Origin of the sequence: Plantibacter sp. VKM Ac-2885 (assembly GCF_015351205.1) — a bacterium.
Classification (GTDB): domain Bacteria; phylum Actinomycetota; class Actinomycetes; order Actinomycetales; family Microbacteriaceae; genus Plantibacter; species Plantibacter auratus.
The window spans coordinates 961,128-976,310 of the sequence record NZ_JADKSK010000002.1; the positions used below are offsets into that span (position 1 = coordinate 961,128).

16 protein-coding genes and 1 pseudogene are annotated in these 15,183 nt (G+C 65.8%); 9 read left to right on the forward strand and 8 right to left on the reverse strand.

Annotated features, from left to right (window positions below; all coding sequences use genetic code 11):
• Position 1: 1 nt before the first annotated feature.
• The 3 genes from ITJ66_RS16960 to ITJ66_RS16970 all read left to right on the forward strand — a co-directional run bounded on the left by ITJ66_RS16960 (position 2) and on the right by ITJ66_RS16970 (position 4,447).
• The gene (locus ITJ66_RS16960; protein ID WP_194645394.1) at positions 2-2,245 is read left to right on the forward strand and encodes a glycoside hydrolase family 3 C-terminal domain-containing protein; all 2,244 of its coding nucleotides are present in this window, start codon (positions 2-4) and stop codon (positions 2,243-2,245) included.
• A gap of 100 nt (positions 2,246-2,345) precedes the next feature.
• The gene (locus ITJ66_RS16965) at positions 2,346-3,515 is read left to right on the forward strand and encodes a glycoside hydrolase family 1 protein (protein WP_194645395.1); all 1,170 of its coding nucleotides are present in this window, start codon (positions 2,346-2,348) and stop codon (positions 3,513-3,515) included.
• A gap of 146 nt (positions 3,516-3,661) precedes the next feature.
• The gene (locus ITJ66_RS16970; RefSeq protein ID WP_194645396.1) at positions 3,662-4,447 is read left to right on the forward strand and encodes an SDR family NAD(P)-dependent oxidoreductase; all 786 of its coding nucleotides are present in this window, start codon (positions 3,662-3,664) and stop codon (positions 4,445-4,447) included.
• Positions 4,448-4,652: 205 nt separating this feature from the next.
• On the opposite strand, the gene ITJ66_RS16975 is transcribed toward ITJ66_RS16970, so the two are convergent.
• Genes ITJ66_RS16975 through ITJ66_RS16990 form a run of 4 tightly spaced genes read right to left on the reverse strand, consistent with a single transcriptional unit; the run spans position 4,653 to position 7,823 of the window.
• Positions 4,653-5,060, reverse strand: coding sequence for a helix-turn-helix domain-containing protein (locus ITJ66_RS16975; RefSeq protein ID WP_194645397.1), 408 nt, complete (start codon positions 5,058-5,060; stop codon positions 4,653-4,655).
• Positions 5,060-5,740 (reverse strand): NADPH-dependent F420 reductase, encoded by a 681-nt coding sequence (locus ITJ66_RS16980; protein ID WP_194645398.1) that lies wholly within the window; start codon positions 5,738-5,740, stop codon positions 5,060-5,062. The genes ITJ66_RS16975 and ITJ66_RS16980 overlap by 1 nt, the downstream gene beginning before the upstream one ends.
• A 9-nt stretch (positions 5,741-5,749) precedes the next feature.
• Positions 5,750-6,781 (reverse strand): LLM class flavin-dependent oxidoreductase, encoded by a 1,032-nt coding sequence (locus ITJ66_RS16985; RefSeq protein ID WP_194645399.1) that lies wholly within the window; start codon positions 6,779-6,781, stop codon positions 5,750-5,752.
• Positions 6,774-7,823, reverse strand: a complete 1,050-nt coding sequence (locus ITJ66_RS16990; protein WP_194645400.1) for an LLM class flavin-dependent oxidoreductase — start codon at positions 7,821-7,823, stop codon at positions 6,774-6,776. The genes ITJ66_RS16985 and ITJ66_RS16990 overlap by 8 nt, the downstream gene beginning before the upstream one ends.
• 74 nt (positions 7,824-7,897) lie before the next feature.
• Here ITJ66_RS16990 and ITJ66_RS16995 point away from each other — a divergent pair, with 74 nt between their 5' ends.
• Positions 7,898-8,374: a MarR family winged helix-turn-helix transcriptional regulator gene (locus ITJ66_RS16995; RefSeq protein ID WP_194645401.1), complete on the forward strand. Its 477-nt coding sequence runs from the start codon at positions 7,898-7,900 to the stop codon at positions 8,372-8,374.
• A 47-nt stretch (positions 8,375-8,421) separates the two neighbouring features.
• On the opposite strand, the gene ITJ66_RS17000 is transcribed toward ITJ66_RS16995, so the two are convergent.
• On the reverse strand, positions 8,422-8,994 hold the full coding sequence (locus ITJ66_RS17000; RefSeq protein WP_194645402.1) for an NADPH-dependent FMN reductase: 573 nt from the start codon (positions 8,992-8,994) through the stop codon (positions 8,422-8,424).
• 276 nt (positions 8,995-9,270) lie between these two features.
• On the opposite strand from ITJ66_RS17000, the gene ITJ66_RS17005 reads away from it, so the two are divergent.
• Positions 9,271-10,248: a superoxide dismutase gene (locus ITJ66_RS17005; RefSeq protein ID WP_194645403.1), complete on the forward strand. Its 978-nt coding sequence runs from the start codon at positions 9,271-9,273 to the stop codon at positions 10,246-10,248.
• Positions 10,249-10,454: 206 nt separating this feature from the next.
• A complete protein-coding gene (locus ITJ66_RS17010) occupies positions 10,455-10,748 on the forward strand; it encodes a TetR family transcriptional regulator C-terminal domain-containing protein (RefSeq protein ID WP_194645404.1) in 294 nt (97 codons plus the stop codon).
• A 239-nt stretch (positions 10,749-10,987) separates the two neighbouring features.
• On the opposite strand, the gene ITJ66_RS17015 is transcribed toward ITJ66_RS17010, so the two are convergent.
• Complete coding sequence (locus tag ITJ66_RS17015; RefSeq protein WP_194645405.1) at positions 10,988-11,383, reverse strand: glyoxalase superfamily protein; 396 nt, start codon at positions 11,381-11,383, stop codon at positions 10,988-10,990.
• Here ITJ66_RS17015 and ITJ66_RS17020 point away from each other — a divergent pair.
• Positions 11,370-11,648, forward strand: a complete 279-nt coding sequence (locus tag ITJ66_RS17020) for a DUF6301 family protein (RefSeq protein ID WP_228501970.1) — start codon at positions 11,370-11,372, stop codon at positions 11,646-11,648. The two genes, ITJ66_RS17015 and ITJ66_RS17020, sit on opposite strands and share 14 nt — an antisense overlap.
• A 22-nt stretch (positions 11,649-11,670) precedes the next feature.
• Here ITJ66_RS17020 and ITJ66_RS19890 read toward each other — a convergent pair whose 3' ends face one another.
• Together ITJ66_RS19890 and ITJ66_RS20255 are read right to left on the reverse strand one after the other, a co-directional pair.
• Positions 11,671-11,946, reverse strand: coding sequence for a hypothetical protein (locus ITJ66_RS19890; protein WP_228501971.1), 276 nt, complete (start codon positions 11,944-11,946; stop codon positions 11,671-11,673).
• Positions 11,937-13,094 (reverse strand): annotated as a pseudogene (locus ITJ66_RS20255) (MFS transporter); the annotation flags it as partial. The gene ITJ66_RS19890 and the pseudogene ITJ66_RS20255, both read right to left, overlap by 10 nt.
• Positions 13,095-13,267: 173 nt before the next feature.
• On the opposite strand from ITJ66_RS20255, the gene ITJ66_RS17030 reads away from it, so the two are divergent.
• Both ITJ66_RS17030 and ITJ66_RS17035 read left to right on the forward strand, forming a co-directional pair.
• Complete coding sequence (locus ITJ66_RS17030; protein WP_228501973.1) at positions 13,268-14,137, forward strand: helix-turn-helix transcriptional regulator; 870 nt, start codon at positions 13,268-13,270, stop codon at positions 14,135-14,137.
• 17 nt (positions 14,138-14,154) lie between these two features.
• The gene (locus ITJ66_RS17035) at positions 14,155-15,123 is read left to right on the forward strand and encodes an aldo/keto reductase (protein ID WP_192018407.1); all 969 of its coding nucleotides are present in this window, start codon (positions 14,155-14,157) and stop codon (positions 15,121-15,123) included.
• Positions 15,124-15,183: the final 60 nt, after the last annotated feature.

The window sequence follows — 15,183 nt, forward strand, 5'->3', positions numbered from 1 at the left end:
GATGACCGACTCCACCCTGCCCCCTGCAACGTACCCTCAGGTGACGTCCCTTCCCGCGGACCGGAAAGCGCAGCTGCTGTCCGGCCAGAACTTCTGGGAGACCGAACCCATCCCGGAGATCGGTGCCCCTGCCGTCAAACTCGCCGACGGCACCTACGGCCTGCGTCACCAGTCCGGACGGCACGACCACCTCGCGATGTTCGAAAGCGACCCCGCGACCTGCTTCCCTCCGGGCGTCGCCGTCGGATCGAGCTGGAACCCGGATGTCGCAGCGCGCCTGGGTGCCGCGCTCGGTAAGGAAGCTGTCGCGCAGGGGGTGCACATCGTCCTCGGGCCGGGCATCAACATCAAACGCTCTCCCCTCTGCGGACGAAACTTCGAGTACTACTCGGAGGACCCCTTCCTCACCGGCACTCTCGGCACCGCCTTCACACGGGCGCTGCAGGCTGAAGGACCAGGGGTCTCCGTGAAGCACTTCGCGGCCAACAACCAGGAGACGAACCGTCAGACCATCAGCTCAGATGTCGATGAGCGAACGCTGCGAGAGATCTACCTCCCCGCGTTCGAGCAGGTTGTCACCGAAGCGAGCCCGGCGACCGTGATGGCTTCGTACAATAAGATCAACGGTGTCTTCGCGAGTGAGAATCCCTGGCTGCTGACCGACCTCCTTCGCGCCGAGTGGGGATTCAGAGGCGCTGTCATATCGGACTGGAACGCGGTCACCGACCGGGTCGCGGCTCTTCGAGCAGGCATGGATCTGGAGATGCCCGGAGGCACAGCCGCACACGACGACGACGTCCGCCAGGCCCTCGCCGACGGCGCCCTGAGCTCCTCGGACCTGGACGCCAGCGTGCAGCGCGTCGCCGCCCTCGTGAAGCACATTCCGGTCGCCCGCCCTGAGGTGGACTACGACAGGCAGCACACCGTGGCGCGTGAGCTCGCGGCGGAGTGCGCGGTCCTGCTTCGCAACGAGCACGATGTGCTCCCCATCCCCGGCAATGTGCGTCTCGCTGTCATCGGCGAGTTCGCCGAGACTCTCCGATACCAGGGCGGCGGCAGTGCGCACGTCAACGCGACGCGCGTCGATCAGCCCATCGACGCCATCCGCGATCTCGCCCTCGAGAACGGGGTCTCCGTCGCCTATGCGCGGGGATTCACCATCGATGGGGGCGCGGATGACCCCGCCCAACTGGCGAACGCCTTGGATATCGCCCGCCGTTCGGACATCGCAGTCATCTTCGCGGGGCTCGGCGAGGCCGTTGAGTCTGAAGGCATCGACCGACCGAACATCGATCTCCCTGAGACGCAGGTCGCGCTCATCAAAGCTGTCGCCGCCGTCGCGCAGCGTACCGTCGTCGTCCTCGCAAACGGTGGAGTGGTGTCCCTGGAGGGGTGGCACGACGACGTCGACGCCATCCTTGAAGGCTTCCTCCTCGGCCAGGGTGGTGGTCACGCGATCGCCGACATCCTCTTCGGCCGGGTGAACCCGTCGGGCCGACTCGCAGAGACCATCCCACGGCGTCTGAACGAGCACCCCAGTTCGCTGAACTTCCCAGGCGAGCAGGGCCACGTCCGCTATGGCGAGGGTGTGATGGTCGGCTACCGATACTTCGCCACCTTCGAGGCACCGGTGCGGTACCCGTTCGGACACGGACTCACCTACACCCGGTTCACGACAAGCGACCTGCGGGTCGAGCTGACCGGCGACGACACAGCACAGGTGCACATCGATGTCACGAACAGTGGCGATCGGTTCGGCCAACACGTCGTGCAGGTGTACGTGTCCACCGATGCAGGCCCGGTGAAGCGGCCCATCCGGGAACTTCGCGGATTCGCCAAGGTCGGCCTCGAGCCCGGCGAGACCACGACAGTGCAGATCGAGCTACCGCGTCGAGCGTTCGCCTATTGGGACATTCGCCACTCGGGATGGGTCGTCGCGGCTGGTGACTATCGCATTCAGGTGGCGCAGGACTCGCACACGGTGTTGGACGAAGTCGCTGTCAGCCTGGCGGGAGATCGAATCGTCACCGAGCTCACGATGGACACTCCGATGGGGGAGTGGTTCGATCACCCGCAGGTCGGGCAGCGGGTGAAAGACACGCTCGGGTTCTCTGCGGTGGAAGTGTCACCAGAGCACATGGCGATGATGGCCTCCATGACCATGACCCAATTTGTCAACATCTCCGGACTCGACATCCCCGCTGATGCCCTCGCAGCCCTCATCGAAGCCAGCCGTCCGGCCTGATAAGAACACCGATACCGGGGCGGCTGTCAAGTGTGCTTCCGTCTCGGCGCCACCGGCACGGTGAGCGTCTCATCCAATGAATACCGATAGGACACATCCAATGACTCGTGCGTTCCCCGACGGCTTCCTCTGGGGCGCGGCCACTGCCGCCCACCAGGTCGAAGGCAACAACCTCAACAACGACTGGTGGCAACTGGAGCAGGTCGCCGTCGGCTACATCGACGCCAGCGGTGACGCGCTCGACAGCTATCACCGCTACCGGGAGGACATGCAGCTCCTCGCTGCTTCCGGCCTCTCCACCTACCGGTTCAGTATCGAATGGGCACGCATCGAGCCCCTTCCCGGCCAATTCTCCCGCGCAGAGCTCGGCCACTACCGTCGCATGATCGAGACCGCGTTCGAGCTCGGGCTCACCCCGGTGGTCACTCTCCACCACTTCACCCACCCGATCTGGTTCGGTGAACGCGGCGGCTGGCTGGCCGAGGACGCCGCCGAGATCTTCGTGCGGTACGTGGAACAGGCATGCACAATCCTGGACGGCGTCGAGTGGGTCTGCACCATCAATGAACCCAACGTCGTCGCGATGAACCACGGCGCCGCGCGAATCATGGCGGCGGGAAACCCCTACCCCACGAAGCCCTGGCCCGACCCCGAGATCGGACGAGCGCTCATCGCAGCCCACCTGGCTTCGGCACCGGTCGTGCGGAGCCTGACGAAGGCGAAAGTCGGCTGGACCATCGCGAACCAGGCGTTCACCCCGACCGACGGCGCAGAGGAGAAGTACGCCGAGGTCGTCCACGAGTGGGAAGACATGTACCTCGAGGCCGCGCGAGGCGACGACTTCGTCGGCGTGCAGTCCTACACGAGCCAGCCCATCGACGAGAACGGCGTCGTGCCGCATCCGGAAGACCCCGGCAACACCCTCATGGGTTGGGCATACCGCCCGGACGCGCTCGGTATCGCCATCCGCCATACGAAGGACGTCGTCGGCGACGTGCCGATCGTCGTCACCGAGAACGGCATCGCAACGGGTGACGACGAGCGCCGCATCGAGTACACCACTGGGGCTCTGACCGGAATGCTCGATGCCATCGACGACGGTATCGACGTGCGCGGGTACCTCCACTGGAGCCTGCTCGACAACTTCGAGTGGGGTCGCTGGCACCCGACCTTCGGTCTCATCGCCGTCGACCGGGAGACCTTCGTGCGGCAGCCCAAGGCCAGCCTCGGCTGGCTCGGCGGAATCGCACGCGCCAACGCTCTCCCCTAGCAGGCGAAAGACACAAGCAGATGTCGCCTTCGTCGTGATCCTCCGCGGATTCCGGCACGGGGCGTCAGCCCGCTCTCGCGGTTGACGCCCCGCCACCCATGAGGCGACAGCACATCCCGAGTGAATCAACGCCTACGGAGATACCCATGAACAGATTTGACAACAGGCGCGTTCTCATCACCGGGGCGGGCTCCGGTATCGGACAGGCGACGACACTGCGAATCCTCGCGGAGGGCGGGACAGTCGTCGCTGCCGACATCAGCGACGCGGGCTTGGCAGACACTGCGTCGAAGGCAGGCTCGGACCGCGAACGGTTCCACCCGGTGATCATCGACATCGGCCATGAAGGCTCGGTCCGCCACGGTGTGGAGGAGGCCGTCGGAATCCTCGGCGGGCTCGACGTCCTCGTAAACGCGGCCGGCATCCTGCGTTCCTCCCACACGACGATCACCAGCTTGGAGAGTTTCGAGCAGATCATCCGCGTCAACCTGACCGGGACGTTCCTCATGATCCGCGAAGCCCTCCCGGCCCTCCGGGAAGGCACCGGAGCTGCCGTCGTGAACTTCAGCTCCACATCCGCCGGCTTCGCCCACCCGTACATGGCTGCGTACGCCGCGAGCAAGGGCGGGGTGCAGTCGATGACGCACGCGCTTGCCGCCGAGTACGCCAAGGAAGGCATCCGCTTCACGTCCGTCCAGCCGGGCTCCATCTCCTCGGGAATGACCAGCGGAGCTGGTCAGAGTGGCCAGAGCGTCGGCCCTGGGCTGCCCGAGGACGTCGATTCCAGCCTCATGATGAAACTCCAGCCCGTGCTCGGTGAGGGCTTCGCCTCACCCGACGTCGTGGCCGGTGTCGTAGCGATGCTTGCGAGCGCTGACGGCGCGTTCATCACGGGCACGGAGATCCGGATCGACGGCGGAACACATGCTTGACCGTTCCTCCAAGCCCGGCGTCACCGAAGCGCCCCTTCTTGTCGCCTTTGCCAGGTGATGATTCTTGTGATCATGTTGGAATAGGCTGGGCGCCTGGAGCGAGCGCGTTACTCGCGCGCGTTGGCGACACCGACCTCTCGCAGGTACCGTGGAGCTGGTGCCGCCGTCGTCGTCCTGAACAGCCACCGCGACTCAGGTGAGGGGCTCATCGCCCGAATCGCTCGCGACTCTGCTCGATCTCGTTTTGGTGCTCGAGGGTCCAGTGGATCATGGCTTGCACGGGTTTGCCGAACGAGGTTCCGAGTGCAGTCAGTGCGTACTCGACCCGAGGGGGTGACTCCGGGTAGCTGGTGCGTGAGACGAGCCCGTCACGCTGGAGTCGGCGGACGGTCTGGGTCAGCATCCGGTGGGAGACGCCCTCCACCTGTGTCATGAGGTGGGTGAAGCGCACCGGTCCGTGTGCCAGGGCTTGGATGACGAGCATCGACCAGCGGTCGCTGGTCATGGTCAGGATCTCACGGACGAGCGGTCGTGCATCGGCCTCGTCGCACCATGCGTCCACATCCTGGTCGATGGGGAACGCCGGAGTCTGTGCCGGAGCCGTTGTGTGCATCAGATGCTCGCTGCCACGGACACACGAGCCCGGGCGACCACCGCCCGAAGCTCATCGGCTCCGATATCGGCGCCGAACAACTCATGCCCGGGTTCGAGGATCGTCCCCTCGCGGAGCATGCCGATGTCGACGGGGTCGAATCCGAAGCTGTCGACCACGGCCGCGACGAGAGAGCGGTCCGCCTTGTCGTCGCCGGCCACTGCGATCGCTTTGCGCCCTGGTGCGCTTGCGGGGCGGGATTCTTCGTCGAGGTCGTGGTAGCCCATGTGATTGAAAGCCTTGACGACGCTCGACTCGGCGAGGAAAGCTGCGACGATTTCGCTCGTGGTGCTCGTCGGCGAGCGCAGGTCCTCGCGTTCCCCGTCAATCTCCCACCAGTAATTCATGGCGTCGACGACGACTTTTCCGCGGAGCGCTTGGACTGGCACGGTCTGGTACTTGCCGAGCGGAAGGGCGAGGATGACGATGTCGCTCCGGGCCGCGGCGTCGGTCGAGGTCGTGGCGACCGCACCGGGGGCGAGGACGTCGATGGTGAGTGCGATGGTGGACGGGTCGCGTGAACCGCTGATCAGGACGTCGTAGCCGGCCGCGAGCGCGAGTCGCGCGAGGACGGTGCCGACCTTGCCGGCCCCGAGGATGCCGATGGTGGTCTGTTCCGGTTCAAATGGGGTGTGCGTCATGGTGTCCTCTCAGTGGCCCAGGATCTCGCGGACCTGGGGGATGACCTCGCGGCCGTAGAGCTCGACCGCGCGCAGGCGCGCGCTCATCGGAAGGACGCCGGCCGAGTAGACCAGGTCGAACCTGCCCACGCCGAGGGTGCTGATCGCGGAGGCGATCTTCTTGGCGACCGTCGTCGGTGAGCCGACATAGAGAGAACCGTGCTCGACCTCTTCATCGAACGCTTGGCGGCTGAGAGGCGGCCATCCTCGGTCAGCACCGATGCGGTCGCGGACGATCTTGTGCCGCGGGAAGAACATCTCGCGAGCCTCCTCGTCGGTGTCTGCGATGAAACCGAGCGAGTGCATCCCGATCGGGTGCGCCGTGGTGCCGAACTGTTCAGCCGCCCGACGGTACAGATTCATGTATGGAGCGAACCGCGCCGGGCCACCGCCGATGATGGCGAGCATTAACGGGAACCCGTACTTCGCCGCGCGGACCACCGATTCGGGCGACCCGCCGACACCAACCCAGGTCGACAGATGGCCTGAGGTGGTCTTCGGATACACGTCGGCGTTCTGGAGGGCGGGTCGCGTCGATCCACTCCACGTGACGGGCTGCTCGGTGAGGAGTTTGGAGAACAGTTCGATCTTCTCCTCGAAGAGCTTCTCGTAGTCCCGCAGGTCGTAGCCGAACAAGGGGAACGACTCGGTGAAAGAGCCGCGTCCCAGGATCACTTCGGCGCGCCCGTTCGAGAGGGCGTCGACCGTTGCGAAGCGTTGGAACACGCGCACGGGGTCGTCGGAGCTCAGTACGGTGACGCCCGAGGCGAGTCGGATGCGGGTGGTCTGTGTTGCGATGCCCGCGAGCACGGTCTCGGGTGTGGAGATGGAGTATTCCGGGCGGTGGTGCTCGCCGACCGCGAAGACGTCGACGCCGAGTTGGTCTGCGAGGACGGCTTCGGCGACGACCTGGCGGATGGCTTCCGGGTGGGTGGCGAGCGCCCCGGACGCGGTCTCGGGGAGGTCTCCGAAGGTGTCGAGTCCGAATTCGATGTCAGGCATGTGGTGCTTCTTTCGTGAGGAGGTCATTGACCATGGGGGCTACTTCTCGACCGAAGAGGTCGATGGTCTGGGCGCGGGCGGCCTTGGAAAGCCCGAGGAGGTCATACTTCAGGTCGAAGCGCGACAGGTGCAGGTCTTGAGCCACGGTCGCGATCTTCCGAGCGACGGTCTCGGGTGAACCGACGAAGAGGGCGCCGGTGTCGAGTTCCATGGCGTAGCGTTCCCGCGTCGGCGCGTAGAACCCCCGCTCGCTGGCGATGGTCTTCACGACCGGTTGCCATGATTCCCACCAGAGTTCTCGGGCTTCGTCGTCGGTCGGCGCGACCAGCCCGAGTGAGTGCTGGCCGATGGGCTGTGGAGCGTGGCCAAACTGGTCGAGCGCCCGTTCGTACAGCTGCACATTCCCGCTGAACCGCTGTGGCTTCCCGCCGATGATCGCCATCATGAGCGGCAGCCCGTGGCGCGCTGCGCGCACGACCGAATCAGGGCTTCCACCCACGCCGATCCAGGTGGGGATGCCACCTTCGCTTAGCCGCGGGTGGAGCGTCTGTCCGGTGAGGGCAGGCCGCGTGGATCCGGACCACGTCGTCGGGCCTCCCCGGCGCAACTGCAGAAACAGCTCGAGTTTTTCCTCGAAGAGGTGCTCATATTCGGCGATCTCGTACCCGAACAACGGGAACGACTCGGTCGCGGAGGCGCGGCCGAGAACGAGCTGGGCTCGCCCATTCGATGCGGCGTCGAGCGTGGAGAACTCGTGAAAGAGCCGAACGGGGTCGTTGGTGCTCAGGACCGTGACCGCTGTACCCAGGCGGATTCGATCGGTCACGCCGGACATGGCCGCGAGGAGCACGGCAGATGCCGAATCGACCTGACCCTCCCGGTAGTGCTCGCCCACGCTGAAGATGTCCAGTCCGACATCTTCCGCCAGCTGAACTTCCTCGATGAGCAGACGGACGGTCTCCGCATCGCTCAGCATGCCATCGCCGTCGCTGGCCACATCGCCGAAGGAATTCAGCCCCAGCTCGAAGTGCCGTCCTGTCATGGGTCCACCGCTCTCTGTGATTGACGTGTCAATTATGGGACACTGTAGTTGACGTGTCAAACAAAGGAGGGGTCATGACGATTCCCGCGAGTGTTCCATCGGGTCGCAAGTCTCCGACGAAGGCGGAGCTCCAGGTCTGGAGGGCGTTCATCGAAACTTCGGAGCAGGTACGAAACGCTGTCGCTGCCAGGCTGCAGGAGGACTCGGGGTTGTCGACGGGCGACTACACGGTGCTCCTGGCGTTGTCGGAGCACCCGGAACAGCGGATCCGATCGTCCCAGCTCGCCACCGACATCGCATGGGAGCGCAGTCGGCTGTCGCATCATCTCGGACGGATGGAGCGGCGTGGCTTGATCCACCGCGATGCGGTCGCCGGGGACAGCCGAGGGGCGGAGGTGGTGCTCACCGCCGCGGGTGCTCAACTATTCCGGGCGGGGTCGCCGCCACACCTCCACGCGGTCCAAGACGTGTTTGTTCGCGCACTCTCCCCGTCACAGCTCGCTGCCGTCGACGACGCGATGCGGTCGTTGAGCGCCCACCTCGAAAGGTGACGCCATAACGGCCGCATCGCGACGACGATGAGACGGACGGATTCGGGCTAGGCGGAGGCGCCGCCGGATCGGACGGTCTCCAGAGCCTTCGACCACGACACGAGCTGGTCGAGCATGGTGTCGACCTGGGGCAACAGGTAGTCGTTCGGTTTGAAGACGGAGTAGTTCTCGAACTCGGTGGAGAGGGAGAGCGCGACCTGGCCGCGAACGGTCGCCATCTGCAGCTCCGCCGCGATGAGCCGCAGGTGCTCGACCGCCCGAGCTCCACCGACGCTGCCGTAGCTGACGAACGCGGCTGCCTTGTTGTTCCACTCGTTGTAGAGATAGTCCAGCGCGTTCTTCAGGACGCCGGAGGTGGAGTGGTTGTACTCAGGCGTCACGAAGACGAAGCCGTCGAACTCCGAGATCTTCGCAGACCAGGCCTTGGTGTGGTCGTTCTGGTACGCCTGGTAGGCAGCGGGGGTCGGCTCGTCGAGGTGAGGGAGCGGATAGTCGGCAAGGTCGACCAGCTCGAACGCAGCGTCGGAACGGCGCAAGGCGATCTCCGCGACCCACTTCGCGACGGCCTCACCATTACGGCCCGGGCGGGTGCTCCCGAGGATGATTGCGATCTTCGTCATGCTTGTTCTCCTTGAAGGGATGTGCGGGTGGCGCTCACCCGTCCTGCTAGACAATCACCCCGACCCGGCAAGTAGTCCCAATTGACGCCGCGCACTTTGAAGTACGTAACGCACTTTCACGTTCCTCTCGCGCTATTACACACGTCGAAAAAAGTGCCTCATTTCCTCCGGAATATTCGCATTGCATCGGCATCTTGCTTTCCCGTGAACGCAGTGCGACAGCGCGCAGCGTGACCGCCCCGACGCAACGGGGCGATGACAACGAAAGTAGACAGCATGACTCTCCGCACCCGTCCCGCCCTCGCCGGCCTGATCGGCCTGACCGCAATCCTGGGCCTCGCTGCTTGCACGAGCCCCACTGCACCATCCACTAGCACTACGTCGCCGCCGTCGGCCGCTTCGCCAGTCGAGACCATCAAGATGCCGGTGGGTTCGGTCCCCGAGGGCATCGCCGTCGACGAAGCCACCGGTACGGCCTACGTCACCTCGTTCTCCGACGGAACCGTGTACACGGTCGATCTCCTCGACGGCACCTACGACGAACTGAGCCCGGCCACCGGTGGCGCATCCGTCGGTATCCTCCGTACCGATGCGGACCAGCTGTTCGTCGCAGGCGGCACCGCTGGCACCATCCGCGTGCTCGACGCCAAGTCCGGCAAGGTACTCGCCGTGTACACCGTCCCGGATGTCGAGGCTGGCGCGCTGGTCAACGATTTCACCATCCTCCACGGCGTCCTGTACGCCACCGACTCCTCACGACCGGTGCTCTACCGGCTGCCGCTCGGCACGAACAGCGAGCTCCCGCCAGCCGATGCGATCGAGATGCTCCCGCTCAGTGGCATCACGTTTGGTCAGGGCTTCAACAACAACGGCATCACCACAACCCCTGACGGGGCGGAGCTCATCGTCGTGCAGACCAACACCGGAACGTTGTTCCGCGTCGACGAAACCACGGGCAGTGCAACGCCGATCGCTCTGGACGGCTTGGACAACGTCGAATGGGGAGACGGGCTTCTCCGTGAAGGCAACACTCTCTACGTCGTCCGGAACATGGTGAACACTCTCACCGTCCTCGACCTCGACGACGCTGGAACGAGCGCCAAGCTGGCGGAGAACATCACCACCGACGACTTCGACAGCCCCACCACGGTTGCACGATACGACGGTCGCTTCTACCTCCCGAACGCCCGCTTCACCCTCAAGGACAGCACGGACGCCGACTTCATCATCAGCTCCATTCCTGCCAAGGGCTGACACAGCCTCTCGTCCTCCTGGAGAGAGGTCTCTCGCGTGATTCTCGTGAGAGACCCCTCTGCGTCACACTGTCTGGCGGGCCTGGCCGACAATCTCGAATACGTGTCCAGCAATAGCTAGTAGTAGAGCTAGAGGAGATGTGAGAGACGACCCAGACGGGTTGATGCGGGCGGATGCTCAGGGACGCTGTGGCTTACGGGCATCGTTTGACCTCGAGAGGCGCGGCTCCGATAGCCAGACGACGGCAGGCCTTCCACCCGTTGCTGACGTCGAGCCCGACGGACGCGTTCGCCAGCGCCAAGGGGCTGCCGATTCCGGAACGGATGAGCGATGAGTTCGAAGATCCCGACGACGAGCGAGCGGTGGATTTTCTCCACACGTTCATCGACGGCCTTACTCTTCAGGCCAGCATGTTCCCCGATCGACTCGATCCACAGGACGTCTCGATTGGACTCGACCGGTTTCTCTCTGCCTTGCTCGCCGACCCAGCTGAGACCTGAGATCGTCGTCAGGTCGGGGACCTCGGACTCGCTGCCCGGGCGGCGCGAACCTCCTTGGCCCTTGAGCAGTCTTGGTGATGCGTTGACTAGTCGAGACCGCCATCGTTATCGGTGCACAGTTACGGCACCGAGGTGCGTTAGGGGCGGCATCCAGTGAGCATGATCGCGGTGTGGCGGTCCTCTGAGATCGCTACAGAGCAGGACGGCCCAAGTTCCAGGCAGATGCGAGAGGAACCTGGTCAGGGCGCTGAACCGGAGGGGAGCTGTTGACCGACAGCGATCCGGTTCCCGTCCGGGTCGCAGAACACGAACCCACGGAGCCCGTAATCGGCGTCGCGCAGGCCCTTGACGATCCTGACGTGCGCAGCATCCATGACCTTGTAGAGGCTCTCGGCATCACCGACGAGCACATGCGCGACGTTGTAGGTGGCCGGCTGGTGGTGTCTGACGAGGCTGAGGTGTAGCTCGGCCGCACCGTTTCGGAGGATGACGAAGCCCATGGGCAGCCCGTTGGTGAAAGTCACCTGGAGACCCAGAAATTCGCGGTAGAACGCTACTGAACGATCGACGTTTGTGACGGCGATCGTGGGAGCTATCCGTCCGATCTGCGCGGGGAGCGGCTTGGCGTTTGACATCGCGGTCTCCGACAAGAGCGACGACCCCGGCGCGCTGCGGAGCGCCGCTCAGGAGTTGCAGTCGGCGCTGAGCGGGCACCTTGGACAGCCCTCCGGCTCCCAGGCCGGCGACCTGCACTGGGAACTGGCGAACGGCGGCAGGATCTGGCTCAAGAAGGTGCTGCTCATCGTCGAAGGGCAGCGGTTCGCCGACGTGGAGCGGGGTGAGGAGCGGCTGGGCATCGACCCCGGCCGCACGCCGGGCGCTGGCGACGACACTGACTGATCCCGTCTGATCGACTGCGGCGTCATGACGACCCGTCCGCCGTCCTGATGAACACGCTCGCGATCGCGGTGAGGAGGATGAGCGCCGCGGCGATGACGAGGCTGAGTTGCAGCCCGGCGACGAAGCCCGTCGAGTCGGTGAGGAGCGCCCCGAAGACCGCGATGGCGACCGCACCGCCGAGTTGACGGAAGGTGTTGAAGACCGCACTCGCGGTGCCGGCACGCGATGCCGGACGCTCGCGAGGACCACGGAGGTCACCGGCGGCATCGCCACGGAACCTCCCGCGGCGGTGAAGCACGCGAAGACACCCACCCAGATCGGCGACCCCAAGTGCGCGGTGGCGACGGTGCCGACGAGCCCGACCACCATGAGGAGCAACCCCGCCACGATCGGGACGCGCACCCCGAACCGGTTGGCGATGGTGCCACTGACGATGTTGCCGACGACGGCGAAGAGGGCCGACGGGAGGAACACCAGGCCCGCGAGCAGCGGCGGCAGCTGGAGCTGCTGCTGGAGGAACAGACTCAGGACGAACACCGTCCCGAAGTTGCTCACCATGAACGCGAATCCGACGGCGAGGGCGATGCGCATACCGCTCGATCGGAACAGAGCCAACGGCATCATCGGGTGCGCGCTCCTGGCCTGGATAACGAGGAAGCCGACGATGCCGACCAGCGCGACGCCGAGGCTTGCGACCACGACGGGACTGCCGAACCCGTCCGCCCCGCCCTCGATGAGTCCGAACACCAGCGCCGTCGACGCGATGAGCCAGACGAACTGTCCGGCCCAGTCGAACGGCTCGGGCCGTGACGGGGATGATGCGACCGTCCGGAGCAGGAGGAGCATCATGATGCAGACGGGCAGGTTGATCGCGAACACCAGTCGCCAGTCGAGCGTCGTCAACGCGCCACCGAGGACCGGCCCGAGTGCGGTGGCGACCGCGCCGCCGACCGCCCAGACACCCAGGGCGCGAGCGCGCTCGCGACCTCCGGGGAACGCCTCACGGATGAGCGCCATGGACGCCGGCAGCATCAACGCCGCACCGGCACCCTGCAGGGCTCGAGCGGTGATGAGGACACCGATCGACGGGGCCACCGCACACGCGATCGACGTGACGAGGAAGACGGCGACGCCGACGCCGAACGCCGGCTTCGCGCCAAACCGCTCCGAGAGATTGCCGGCGAGGAGCAGGAGGGCCGCGAACAGCACGGTGTAGGCGTCGATCACCCATTGCAGCGATGCCGTCGTTCCACCGAGGTCTCGCGCGATGCTGGTGAGCGCGATGGTGACGATGAGGATGTCGAGGGTGATCAGGAAGAACCCGAGTGCAGCCAGCAGCAGCGTCAGGCGTTGTCGCGGCTTCCGGCCTTCACGGTCGGCGAGGCCATCGTCCGAGGTCGGTGATGACACGCGGTGTGCTGCCGCGTTCCCGTGGTCGATCTGCATCCCTCGATCACACACCACCGGCGGCGAAGCAGGGATACTCCGCCAGGGCACGTCTCAGGGCGGCGCGAGCACGGGAGACGCTCCGCGCCTGCCCGGACGGCCTCCACGAGGTCGAGGATGGGTGTCCTGCGGGAACACCCCAGCGCCGGAGGCCGCGTCATATCGTTGTCGGCATGGACAATCGAGACGAGGTGCGCGAGTTCCTGACGACCCGTCGGGACCGACTCACGCCAGAGCAGGTGGAGCTGCCTGGCGGAACGAACCGACGCGTACCGGGGCTGCGTCGCACCGAGGTCGCGATGCTCGCCGGAGTGAGCGTCGAGTACTACTCGCGTCTCGAGCGCGGGAACCTCTCGGGGGTGTCGGAGGCGGTGCTCGACGCGATCGGCTCCGCGCTGCGGTTGGACGACGCGGAGCGCTCCCACCTCGTGGACCTCGCTCGGGCGGCGAACGAATCGCCGATCCGGGCACGCCGACGGTCTGCGCCGGCCGGCGTGCGGCCCGGTATGCAACTCGCCCTCGACTCCATCACCGCAGGCCCGGCGTTCGTCCGGAACGGCCGCATGGACGTCCTTGCGGAGAACGCGCTCTTCCGCGCGCTGTACGCCGACCTCTACGCGCTCCCGGAGCGCCCGGTGAACCTGGCTCGGTTCGTGTTCCTGCACCGCGACCTCGCGGAGGCGTTCTACCCGAGCTGGTCGACCTCGGCCGACATCAACGTCGCGATCCTCCGCACCGAGGCAGGGCGCAACCCGCACGATCGGGCACTGCAGGACCTGGTGGGTGAGTTGTCCACGCGCAGCGAGGAGTTCCGCGTCCGTTGGGGCGCGCACAACGTCCGCCATCACACGTCCGGCGAGAAGGTGTTCCATCACCCGGTCGTCGGCGAGCTCCGCATGATCTACGAGGCGATGGAGCCGATGGACCAGCCCGGCCTGAACTTCTTGATCTACAGCGCCGAACCCGGCTCACCGAGCGAGGAGTCACTCAAACTCCTCGCCAGCTGGGCGGCCACCTCCGAACACCCCTCGCCCCACCACTGAAGCAAGGAGCACCGACCATGGAGTACACCCGCCTCGGAGCGACCGGCCTCCGCGTCAGCCGCCTCGCACTCGGTTGCATGACCTACGGCGATCCGAACCGCGGACTCCACCGTTGGACCCTGGACGAAGCGGCGTCCGCGCCGTTCTTCCGGCAGGCGGTCGAGCTGGGGATCACGTTCTGGGACACTGCGAACGTCTACCAACAGGGCAGCGGTGAGGAGTACGTCGGACGCGCGATCAAACGGTTCAGTCGCCGTGAGGACATCGTCCTCGCGACGAAGGTCTCGGGGAGGATGCATGACGGGCCCGGGGGATCGGGACTCTCCCGAACGGCCATCCTCGAACAGGTCGACGCCTCGTTGCGACGACTCGGGACCGACCACATCGACGTGTATTACGTCCACCGCTTCGACGAGGAGACCCCGGTCGAGGAGACGATGCAGGCGCTCGACGACATCGTCCGCGCGGGGAAGGTGCGCTACCTCGGCGCCTCCTCCATGTACGCCTGGCAGTTCGCGAAGCTGCAGACGGCCGCAGCGGTCAACGGGCTGACGCCCTTCGTCGCGATGGAGAACCAGTACAACCTGCTGAAACGCGAAGAGGAACGGGAGATGATCCCGATGTGCGCGGACACCGGAGTCGGCCTCACGCCCTACTCGCCGAACGGCAAAGGACGACTCGCCCGGCCGCGCGGCGCAGCCACGGACCGCTCGAACATCGACGAGGTGGCGAAGGCGTTCGACACGGACGCCGACGGCCCGATCATCGACGCCGTCGAGGAGATCGCGGTCGAGCGAGGGATCCCGATGGCGCAGGTCGCACTGGCCTGGGTCCTGCGGAACCCGACGGTCGCAGCTCCCATCATCGGTGCAACCAAACCGGCGCACCTCACGGATGCCGCCGCCGCGCTGGACGTGCAGCTGACGGATGACGAGGTCGCCAGGCTCGAATCCCCCTACGTGACGCAAGCGCCCTTCTGGTGGTGAGCGCCGTTCGGCCCGGGCGCCGGTGAGGGGGGGGATCAGCTGATCCCGTCTGGTCGACTG

Coding starts and splice junctions, on each gene's coding strand:
- ITJ66_RS17035 (WP_192018407.1), top strand. CDS start 14,155: ATGGAGTACACCCGCCTCGGAGCGACCGGCCTCCGCGTCAGCCGCCTC.
- ITJ66_RS16960 (WP_194645394.1), top strand. CDS start 2: ATGACCGACTCCACCCTGCCCCCTGCAACGTACCCTCAGGTGACGTCC.
- ITJ66_RS17005 (WP_194645403.1), top strand. CDS start 9,271: ATGACTCTCCGCACCCGTCCCGCCCTCGCCGGCCTGATCGGCCTGACC.
- ITJ66_RS16970 (WP_194645396.1), top strand. CDS start 3,662: ATGAACAGATTTGACAACAGGCGCGTTCTCATCACCGGGGCGGGCTCC.
- ITJ66_RS17015 (WP_194645405.1), bottom strand. CDS start 11,383: ATGTCAAACGCCAAGCCGCTCCCCGCGCAGATCGGACGGATAGCTCCC.
- ITJ66_RS16980 (WP_194645398.1), bottom strand. CDS start 5,740: ATGACGCACACCCCATTTGAACCGGAACAGACCACCATCGGCATCCTC.
- ITJ66_RS17000 (WP_194645402.1), bottom strand. CDS start 8,994: ATGACGAAGATCGCAATCATCCTCGGGAGCACCCGCCCGGGCCGTAAT.
- ITJ66_RS17030 (WP_228501973.1), top strand. CDS start 13,268: ATGGACAATCGAGACGAGGTGCGCGAGTTCCTGACGACCCGTCGGGAC.
- ITJ66_RS16965 (WP_194645395.1), top strand. CDS start 2,346: ATGACTCGTGCGTTCCCCGACGGCTTCCTCTGGGGCGCGGCCACTGCC.
- ITJ66_RS16985 (WP_194645399.1), bottom strand. CDS start 6,781: ATGCCTGACATCGAATTCGGACTCGACACCTTCGGAGACCTCCCCGAG.
- ITJ66_RS16995 (WP_194645401.1), top strand. CDS start 7,898: ATGACGATTCCCGCGAGTGTTCCATCGGGTCGCAAGTCTCCGACGAAG.
- ITJ66_RS16975 (WP_194645397.1), bottom strand. CDS start 5,060: ATGCACACAACGGCTCCGGCACAGACTCCGGCGTTCCCCATCGACCAG.
- ITJ66_RS16990 (WP_194645400.1), bottom strand. CDS start 7,823: ATGACAGGACGGCACTTCGAGCTGGGGCTGAATTCCTTCGGCGATGTG.